The following is a 9,634-nucleotide window of genomic DNA, read 5'->3' as shown; positions in this document are numbered from 1 at the left end:
TCAGATCCGGTTCGCTGTGCGCGATATTGAACAGCGTGTACGCCATCGACGCGGCGACGAACGGGGAGGATCCGGTCACGACCGTCACCAGCAATGAGCCGAGCGCGAAGATATCACTCGCCGGTGTGAGCGGTTGTGAGAGCGCTTGTTCGGGCGACATGTAAGCCGGTGAACCCAGCGCCGCACCGGTCTCGGTGAGGCCGGTCGCCTCGCTCAGCTTCGCGATGCCGAAGTCGATGACGCGCGGGCCGTCGTGCGCCAGAATCACGTTGGCGGGCTTGAGATCCCGATGCACCAATCCGGCGGCGTGGATGTCGTGCAGAGCCACCGCCAGACCGACGGCCAGGGCGCGGATGGCGGGGACGGGCAGCGCACCCTGCTCCGCGATCACACGATCGAGCGGGACGCCGACCACGAAGGCCGAAGCCAGCCAGGGCTGCTCGGTATCGACGTCGAAGTCGATGACGGGTGCGGTGAACGCTCCGGAGACGCGGGTGCTCGCGGTGATCTCCTGCCGGAAGCGGGCCCGGTACTCGTGTCCGTCGAGCAGGTGGGCGTGAATCTGTTTGATCGCCACCAGGCGGCCGTCGGGTCCCGCCCCGAGCAGCACTCGTCCCATGCCGCCCGCGCCGAGCCGGGCCAGGGTCCGGTAGCCGCCGATCCGTACCGGATCATCCGGGCCGAGAGGCTGGGTCATGATTTCGCCAGCCGTGGCAGGATGTCGACGATCAACTGCTGGACCTTGTCGCACGCGTCCGTGGTGCCGGTCGGGCCGTCCACCCTGATCTCGGCCACTTCGGCGTTGCTACCCGTGGTGAGCCGGGCGATCCAGCTCGCGCTGCAGATCTCCGGGTGCGCGGCGAGTGCCGTGCGATACACGGTGTAGGACCCGATCTGCCAGGGATCGACCGGAAGGCCGGTCGTGGTGTCCGGGCGCAACCGCTGATCGAGTCGCAATTCGATGGCGTGATCGGCGCCCTTGACGAAGCAGGAGTCGACATTGCCGACGGGCCGGGCGGGGTCACCGGCGATCGTGCGGCTCAACGCCGGATCGAGGACCGCACAGGGATCCAGGCGCCGGATCGAATTCTGCGGCAACCGTTTCTGTGGCACGTATCGGGTGAGCTGCTCGACGACAGCGACGAGCGCCTGTTCGGCCAGCGCGCAGACATCGTCGCCGGTGGTCTGGACCTGCATCTGCAGTCCGTCCTGTTCGCTGTTCGGGAGGATCACTCCGCTGTCGCAGATGCCGCGCTCCGGCTTGCGCTCCGCCAGGATCGGTGCCCAGGCCACCGTCCGGCCGGTGAGATCCATGCTCGCCATCTGCTCCTTGGCGCTGATTCCCACCAGCAGGTCGAAACTCCTGCGGCCCTTGACCTTGTCCTCGTAGTAGATCTGACAACCGTTCAGACCATAGGAATCGGGCTCGCCCGACCGGGTTCCGAACCTGTCGCCCAGTGCCCTGACCATCAGGTCACACCCGTCGAGCTGACGCAGTTCGGCGGGCGTGACGCTGACGGTCGGGTCCGCGATCGGCAGGGGGTGGCCCGGCTGCCGTGCCGAGGAGGCCACCGCGAGCATGGCCGCGGCGATGAACAGCACGGCCGCCACCCCGGCCGCGAGCCACCGCAGCCGATCACGCCGCCGAATCCGGATGCGCTCCAACTGATCCCGGTAGTCGGCCTCACGTTCGGCGGAGCCCACCCACCAGTCCGAGTCCGCCCGGTGCGCCCCGATCACCGCGCGCACCGCTTCCGGCCACACCGGTTCGGCGGGGACGGCACCGGACGCGTCCAACAGTTCGCGCGCCGTCGGGCGCTGCGCGGGATCGCGTGCCAGACAGGCGTTCACCACCTCGCGCAGCGACGGCGGTACCCCGCGCGTCTCGGGTGGCGAGTGCATGACGTGGTAAAGGACCTGCGGTGCGGAGTTGCCGGGGAAGGGGGTCTCCCCCGTCGCCGCCAGGGTCAGGATCGCGCCCGCCGAGAACAGGTCGGCGGCCGCGGTGGTGGCCGCGCCCTCGGCCTGCTCGGGTGCCATATAGGCCGGGGAGCCGACGGCCGTGCCGGTCGCCGTGAGCTGACCGGAACCGTCGAGGGCGCGCGCGACACCGAAATCGATGACGCGCGGGCCGGCTTCGGTCAGCAGCACATTGCCCGGGGTGAGGTCGCGGTGCACCAGTCCGGCGCGGTGGATCTCGAGCAGTGCGGCGGCGAGCCCGGCGGCCAGCAGCCGCAGGCCGCCCAGATGCATCGGACCGCACTCGGCGAGCACCGTGCGCAGATCCGGTGCGGCAATGTATTCCGTTGCCAGCCAGGGATTCTCGGCCTCTGTGTCGCTGTCGACCACGGCCGCGGTATACGCGCCGGTGAGCTGCCGACCGGCGGCCACCTCCCGCCGGAAGCGCTCCCGGAACTCGGGATCCTCGGCCAGGTGCGGATGGACGAGCTTGACGGCCACCAGTTTTCCGCTCGGTGTGCGGCCGAGCAGCACCCGGCCCATGCCGCCGCGGCCGATCACGGCGATCATCCGGTTGCGGCCCAGCCGGCGCGGATCGCGGGGAGTCAGCGGTTTCATGCCGTCCTCACTTCGCGTCGCCCATGACCGCGAACTGGGCGGCGGCCAGCCGCCGCACCTCGATGTCGTCGTTGGCGTAGACCTGCGCGACCAGCGCGGCCCGCACGATCAGGCAGCGGAACCGCCGGGGCGCCAGGATCAGCCCGTCGGGTTTCGTGGCCTGGGCGCAGGTGGTGTCCGGCTGCCCGGGCACACCCCGCACGGGCTGGTACCGCCCGTCGGCGTCGTGCGTGGACAGGACGCGAGCCAGGTCGGCGGCCGCAGCGGCGTCCCGGGCCAGGTACAGATGTTTGTTGTGCGAGACCGCGATCGCGGTGACGCCGTGCGAGGTGTAGTCGGCGGCGTCGGCGGTCGGCGTGGTGGACAACACCGCGTAGGCGTGCGGGCCGTAGACGGCGAATTCTTTATCGTCCGGGACGTAGTCGCCGGTCTTGACCAGCCGTGGCAGCAGCGCGCCCGAATCCAGCGCCAGCGCCGCGAGATCCGCGTCGGGTGTGGGCGTGAACGACTCCAGCGCCGCTTCCTGCCGCTGATAGGTGTGCGCGACTCGCTCGGTGAGCGCACCCAGATCGGGTTCGGGCAGTTCCGCCAGCACCCGGATGACCAGGCTCTTGCACGCCAGCCAGCTGCCGAGATTCGCGACGCCGGGTCGCCAGTGGCTGATCGCGTCGGGTATCGCGGCGACGGTCACGGGGGTGTTGTCGGTATTGGCTTGGAAGTCGGCGTGTTCCATTTCCGCCGCGGCCGCCGTCGCCGTCGCCGCGTCAGAAAAGGCGAGCACCACTACCGACAGGAACTTCCGCGGTGCGGTGTTGTCGAGATACGGCTTGTCCGAGGCCAGCACCGCGAATCCGCCCAGCACGCTGTAGTGCTTCAAGGCCGTCTGCTGCGGTGTCGACAGGGTGCCGCGCACACCCTGGAAATCGGCGACGACACCGCCGCCGTGGCCCTGGGACAGGTCCGGATCGATGTCGGTCGGGTAGACGATGTGCTCGCCCAGCCGCAACGATTCCGCGACGATGCCGCGCGCTCGACTCGGTATCCGGTCGTAGTCGCCGTCCACCCGGTGGGTCGGGAAGGGACCGTAATCCGGCGCCGCACCGGACGTCCCGCCACACCCGGCGAGGACAGCCGCGAGAATGGCGAAAACGACTGTGGCCATGGCTGTTCGGCGACATCTTGAACGCACCAAACACTCCCCCGACCCGAAACCCTTCGGCTCGGGAGACTACCCGGGCCACCCCCCGCGCGCCACCGCGAAATCGCCCACCACATTTCGTGACCGGGCCGTACCTGGACGGTCGGCCTAATCTCGAATGATGGTGGTGCCGATGACGAGTGGGGTGGGACTGCCGCTCAGCCTGGTGGAGATGGTGACGCGGCAGGTGCGCGGTGAGGTGTTGAGTGGCGAGTTCGCGCCCGGGGAGCGGATCGGGGAGGAGGCGTTGTGCGGGCGGTTAGGGACCAGTCGGGCGCCGGTGCGGGAGGCGTTGCGGTTGTTGGCGCAGGAGGGGTTGATCGAGCATCTGCCGCGGCGGGGGTTTCGGGTGGCGGTGTGGTCGGAGACGGATATCTTGCAGTTGTTCGAGTTGCGGCGGGTGCTGGAGCGGCATGCCATCGAGTCGGCGTTTCCACTTGCGGCGCACGGGGATCCGCTGTGTGGGGTGCGGGCGGCGCTGGAGGAGATGCGGGCGGCGGACGCGGCCGGGGATCTGTTCGAGCGTGACAATGCCCATCGACGGTTTCACGCCGCGATCGTGGCGCTGGCGGGCAATCGGCAACTGGATCTGGCGTACGAGCCGATCCTGTTGAAACTGCAGTTGCCGATGGCCCGGAATCTGCGCACCGAGGCGCGGGTCGCGCAGCGGCGCAACGGGGTTCGCCGACACACCGAATTGCTAGGCGCACTCGAATCCGGGGATGCGGCGGTGGCGTGCGAGGCGCTGCTGCGACACGGCGAGCTGGCCTACCTGGATCTGGATATTCGGTGACGATCATCCGCTAACACACTGGATACATTGCGGGACCATCGATTTCACACGTTTTGTCGACAATCGACAGATGCTGAATCCCGGTCCCACGGTGGCGGAGATCCTGGCCTCACACGAGAGCGGCAGCGGTTCGCCGTCGCGCACCGCCGCCCGGGTGGCCGACGCCATCGCGGCGCGCGGCGCGGACGGCACCTGGATCACGCCGGTTCCGCGCGAACAACTGCTGGTCGCGGCTGCCGAGATCGAGCGCCGCCCCGGAGCGCGCACGCTGCCGCTGTACGGAGTGCCGTTCGGCGTCAAGGATTCCATCGATGTGGCGGGCTGGCCGACCACGCTCGCCTGCCCCGATTACGCCTATACCGCCACCGAGACCGCGCCCGCCGTGCAGCGGCTGCTGGACGCGGGTGCGCTGTTCGTCGGCAAGACCAACCTCGACCAGTTCGCGACCGGGCTCAACGGCACCCGCACCCCGTATCCGATCCCGCGCAGCGTCTTCGGCGACGACCTGATCTGCGGCGGCTCGAGTTCCGGGTCGGCGCGGGCGGTGGCGCTGGGTGAGGTGCCGTTCTGCGTGGCCACCGACACCGCCGGTTCGGGCCGGGTTCCGGCGGCGCTCAACGGGATCGTCGGCTGGAAGCCGTCGCGCGGGCTGATCAGCACGGTCGGCCTGGTGCCCGCGTGCAAATCGCTGGACTGCCTGACGCTGATGGCGAGCACCGTCGAGGATCTGGACCGCGTCTTCGACGTGATCGCCGGGGTGGATCCCGCGGATCCGTGGAGCCGGGCACGCGGACCGCGCTGGGACGGCACCCGGCTGCGGGTCGGGCTGCCCGACGCGCACGAACTGGAATTCTTCGGCGACACCGCCTTCCGCGACGCGCATCTGGCCATGCGGGATCGACTGGCGCGCCTGGGCTTCGATCGCGCGCCCACCACGCTCGCGCCGTTCCTGGCCGCGGGCGAACTGCTCTACCAGGGGCCGTGGGTGGCCGAACGGCTGGTGGAGTTCGAGACGTTCCTGGCCGCACGACCGGACTCGATCCTGCCGGTGATCCGCGAAATCCTCACCGGCGGTTTCCGGTTCACCGCGGTCGACGTGTTCCGCGCCCAGCAGCGGCTGCAAGAGCTGCGTGCGGAGGTGGCGCGGCTGTGGACCGACCTCGACGTGATCATGGTGCCCACCCTCGGCACCACCTTCACCGTCGCGCAGGTCCAGGCCGATCCCATCGCCACCAACACCGTGCTCGGGCACTACACCCATTTCGGGAATCTCCTCGACCTGACCGCGATCTCGGTGCCGGTCGGCGCCACCGCCGACGGGCGGCCACTGGCGGTCATGGTCTTCGGGCCCGCGCTCTCCGACGATCTCGTGCTCGCCGCGGCGGCCCGCATCCTCGACGAACCGCGGCCGGTGACGACGCCGGCGCCCTATCGGCTGGCAGAGAAGGAACGACAATGACGGCCCCCCACCACATTCCGGCGCAACCCGCCGACTTCCCCTTCGATCCGAACACGCTGGCCCTGCTGGTCATCGACATGCAGCGCGACTTCCTGCTGCCCGGCGGATTCGGGGAGAGCCTCGGCAACGACGTGGCGCTGCTGCGCACCGTCATCGAACCCCTGGCGGCCCTGATGGCCACCGCCCGCGCGGCCGGCATCCCCGTCATCCACACCCGCGAAGGACACCTGCCCGACCTGTCGGACTGCCCGCCCGCGAAACTGTCGCGCGGCAACCCTTCCCAGCGCATCGGCGATCCGGGCGCATTCGGGCGGATCCTGGTGCGCGGCGAATACGGCCACGACATCGTCGACGAACTCGCGCCGCTCGCGGGAGAAGTGGTGATCGACAAGCCCGGCAAGGGCGCGTTCTACGCCACCGAACTCTCGGACGTGCTGGCGCGCAACGGAACCCGCTCACTGCTCGTCACCGGCGTCACCACCGAGGTGTGCGTGCACACCACCGTGCGCGAGGCCAATGACCGCGGCTTCGAATGCCTCGTCGTCTCCGACTGCGTCGGTTCGTATTTCCCGGAATTCCAGCGCGTCGGCCTGGCCATGATCGCCGCCCAGGGCGGAATCTTCGGCTGGGTCGCCGATTCGGCCGCCGTGCGCGCCGCGCTGGAGGCCGCCAGCTCCCCCACCCCGGCCCAGTGAACAGGAAGACCCATGTCCGTCGAAACACAGCTGCCCGGTGAGACCGGCAGTGCCACACCGTTGTCGCTGCCGTGGTGGACCCGCGGCGACACCAACGCCTTCTTCGGCCTCTCGTTCAATATCCTCGTCAATGTCCTGACCCTGACCACACTGTCGATCGCGGTGGTGAAGATCCCCAGCCACCAGGTGCTGGGAACCGTCCTACCGGCGCTCGGGGTGGCGCTGGTGCTGGGCAACCTCTACTACATGACCCTCGCCCGGCGGCTGGCCCGGCGCGAAGGACGAGCCACCGTCACCGCGCTGCCGTACGGGCCGAGCGTGCCGCACATGTTCATCGTGGTGTTCGTGGTCATGCTGCCGATCTACCTGAAGACCAACGATCCGATGCGGGCCTGGGCCGCCGGGCTGGCGTGGGCATTCATGATCGGCGTGATCGTCATGATCGGCGCGTTCGTCGGGCCGTTCATTCGCCGCATCACCCCGCGCGCGGCCATGCTCGGCACCCTGGCGGGCATCTCCATCACCTTCATCGCCATGCGTCCGGCCGCGCAGATGTGGGAGGCCGCCTGGATCGGATTGCCGGTGCTGGCCATTATTCTCATCGGCTTCTTCACCGATGTGCGGCTGCCCGGCAATGTGCCGATCGGCTTGGTGGCGCTGGTAGTGGGAACCGCGATCGGCTGGATCGGCGGCTACATGTCGGTGCCCGACGTCTCCGCCGCCGCGCACGATATCGCCATCGGGCTGCCGAATCTGCGCCTGCACCTGCTGTGGGACGGGCTCTCGCACCTGGGACCGCTGCTGGCCACCGCGATTCCGCTGGGCGTCTACAACTTCACCGAGGCGATGAGCAATGTGGAGAGCGCCGCGGCGGCCGGGGACAACTACAACTTGCGCAGCGTGCTGCTGGCCGACGGGTTCGGCGCGATCATCGGCTCCGGCTTCGGCTCGCCGTTCCCGCCCGCGGTCTACATCGGGCATCCCGGCTGGAAGGACGCGGGCGGGCGCACCGGCTACTCGCTGGCCAGTGGCGCGCTGATCGGATTGATGTGCCTGCTGGGCCTTTTCGGGCTGCTGGCCACCCTGCTGCCGGTTCCGGCGATCGTGCCTATCCTGCTCTACATCGGCCTGCTGATCGGCGCGCAGGCGTTCCAGGCCGTGCCACGCCTGCACGCGGTCGCGGTGGTCGCGGCCCTGCTGCCGAACCTGGCGCAGTGGGGCACCGGGCAGATCGACAACGCGCTCGCCGCGGCGGGCACCACCGCCGACAAGGTCGGGATGGGCGCGCTCGGGCAGGCCGGGGTCGTCTACGACGGGCTGCGGACCCTCGGCGACGGCGCGGTGCTGGCCGGACTCGTGCTGGGCACGATGGTGACCTTCGTGCTCGACAAACGGTTCCGGGCAGCGGCTCTCGCCTCCCTCGCGGGCGCGGCGCTGGCCTTCATCGGGCTCATCCACGCCCCCGAGGTCGGGTGGGCCGCCGCGCCCAAGGTCGCCCTCGGTTACCTGTTCTTCGGGGCGGTCTGCCTGGCCTGCTCGTTCCTGCGCGGCACCCGTGCCACACCGGAAGCCGAGCCCATCGAGGCGGGCGCGGCCGAGCCGAGCGCGGCCGGATGAACGCGGACCCGGTCTGGCGGACCTCGGACTAGGTCTGGCGGACCGGCGCGTAATTGTCAGCCTCGAGGGAGAACGTCCACGCGACACCCTCTTTGGCGGTCCGGGTGCCGGGCGGGACGCGCAGCCAGTAGGTGCGATGCGTGCCGTCCGGTTCCGGCGTGGAGTTGACCACCTCGACCATCACCACGTCCTCGTCGTCGTCGAGTTCGATGCACCACAGGATGCCGGTCTCGTCACGGTCGATCGGCCGCGCGCCGGATTCGGCGAGATAGCGGTCGTAGCCGAAGAATTCGAGCATGACCCGGCGCAGTTCCGCGTTCTCCTCCGTGCGGATGCGTTCGGCGGTGAGGGTCACCAACTCGGTGAACAGGGTTGCGGGGACCGGCATTCCGCGCCAAGCGTGCAGGGCGAAACCGTCCGGGTAGACCAGGGCGGGACCGTCGGCGGCATGCAGGCGGCCCGCCTCGTCGCGCAGTAGGCGGGTAGGACGCTCGGTGAAGACAATGGTGTGCTCGAAAGGCCACCACCAGCCCGCATGCCGGGCGACACCGGCCAGACCGGACAAGCGCTCGCTGCCGGGAAAGGCCGACAACCAGGCGGCATCGTGCTGGCCGAGAACAGCATCCAGCAGCAGGCCCTGAACGTCGCGTTCGGCGGCGGTGCGGGCGCGGCGGTCGCCGGGGTCGATCGCGACCACGGCCTCGACGACACCGGTGGTGATGCGGTCGGTGAGGATGCGGGTGGTGTCCCAGAGCCGCGCACCGGTGCTGTTCCACAATTCGGACCAGCCGGTGGGGCCCAAGCGATCGTGCACGGACCGGCGTTCGGCGGCCCAGGGCCGGGTACGTACCTCGTCGCGGACACTGCGGCCCGGATTGTGCAGGGCGCGAATGGCGATCACGGCCGCGAGCGGTGAAGCCGCCCAGACGTATCGGGTGGGGGCCGCCAGACCGGCGCTCTTGTACGCGCGGCGGGCAGCCGCCTCGGCGGCGGGACGATCGGCGGGGCCGGTGGCGGCCACGACGGCGCGCCACTCGTCGAGAGGGTGCATGTGAAATCCCCTGGATAGCAGTCGGATCGGAGCAGGTCAGTCGGCGACGATGCGGACCGCGCCGGGGAAGTATTCACGCTGGCGGATGACGCGGAACCAGCCCTTGGGCAACGGGATCGGCGCATGCTCCTCGTGCACCACCCGGCCGCCCTCGGGCAGGAACATGAGCATCTGCTCGCCAGTACGGATCAACCGGCCGCGGGCGGCGACGGCGTGGGCGTGGCCGGTGACCTCGCCCAGCGCC

General features: G+C 69.7%; 9 protein-coding genes. 4 read left to right on the top strand and 5 right to left on the bottom strand.

The features are described from left to right. The 3 genes from ACWELQ_RS27555 to ACWELQ_RS27545 form a co-directional block, all read right to left on the bottom strand. A partial coding sequence (locus ACWELQ_RS27555; protein ID WP_452399947.1) for a serine/threonine-protein kinase occupies window positions 1-697 on the bottom strand: 697 nt, incomplete at its 3' end. Then, window positions 694-2,577, bottom strand: a complete 1,884-nt coding sequence (locus ACWELQ_RS27550) for a serine/threonine-protein kinase (protein WP_452399946.1) — start codon at window positions 2,575-2,577, stop codon at window positions 694-696. The genes ACWELQ_RS27555 and ACWELQ_RS27550, both read right to left, overlap by 4 nt. A gap of 7 nt (window positions 2,578-2,584) precedes the next feature. Continuing rightward, window positions 2,585-3,739, bottom strand: coding sequence for a DUF7373 family lipoprotein (locus ACWELQ_RS27545; protein ID WP_452399945.1), 1,155 nt, complete (start codon window positions 3,737-3,739; stop codon window positions 2,585-2,587). Window positions 3,740-3,908: 169 nt separating this feature from the next. On the opposite strand from ACWELQ_RS27545, the gene ACWELQ_RS27540 reads away from it, so the two are divergent. The 4 genes from ACWELQ_RS27540 (at window position 3,909) to ACWELQ_RS27525 (ending at window position 8,339) form a co-directional block, all read left to right on the top strand. After that, on the top strand, window positions 3,909-4,568 hold the full coding sequence (locus tag ACWELQ_RS27540; protein ID WP_452399944.1) for a GntR family transcriptional regulator: 660 nt from the start codon (window positions 3,909-3,911) through the stop codon (window positions 4,566-4,568). 70 nt (window positions 4,569-4,638) lie between these two features. Then, a complete protein-coding gene (locus ACWELQ_RS27535; protein ID WP_452399943.1) occupies window positions 4,639-6,027 on the top strand; it encodes an allophanate hydrolase in 1,389 nt (462 codons plus the stop codon). Next, window positions 6,024-6,722, top strand: a complete 699-nt coding sequence (locus ACWELQ_RS27530; RefSeq protein ID WP_452399942.1) for a cysteine hydrolase family protein — start codon at window positions 6,024-6,026, stop codon at window positions 6,720-6,722. Before ACWELQ_RS27535 ends, ACWELQ_RS27530 begins: the two co-directional genes overlap by 4 nt. A 12-nt stretch (window positions 6,723-6,734) precedes the next feature. Further along, window positions 6,735-8,339 carry a regulator gene (locus ACWELQ_RS27525; protein WP_452399941.1) on the top strand — a complete coding sequence of 535 codons (1,605 nt, stop codon included), beginning with the start codon at window positions 6,735-6,737 and terminating at the stop codon, window positions 8,337-8,339. Window positions 8,340-8,367: 28 nt separating this feature from the next. Here ACWELQ_RS27525 and ACWELQ_RS27520 read toward each other — a convergent pair whose 3' ends face one another. Beyond that, window positions 8,368-9,390: a DUF6745 domain-containing protein gene (locus tag ACWELQ_RS27520; protein ID WP_452399940.1), complete on the bottom strand. Its 1,023-nt coding sequence runs from the start codon at window positions 9,388-9,390 to the stop codon at window positions 8,368-8,370. Between the two features lie 36 nt (window positions 9,391-9,426). After that, window positions 9,427-9,634 (bottom strand): hypothetical protein (locus tag ACWELQ_RS27515; RefSeq protein WP_452399939.1); only part of this gene is annotated, 208 nt, incomplete at its 5' end.

It is taken from the genome of Nocardia sp. NPDC004722, assembly GCF_053601505.1.
Note: the sequence above shows the minus strand (reverse complement) of the source record. Positions and strands in the feature narration are given on the sequence as shown.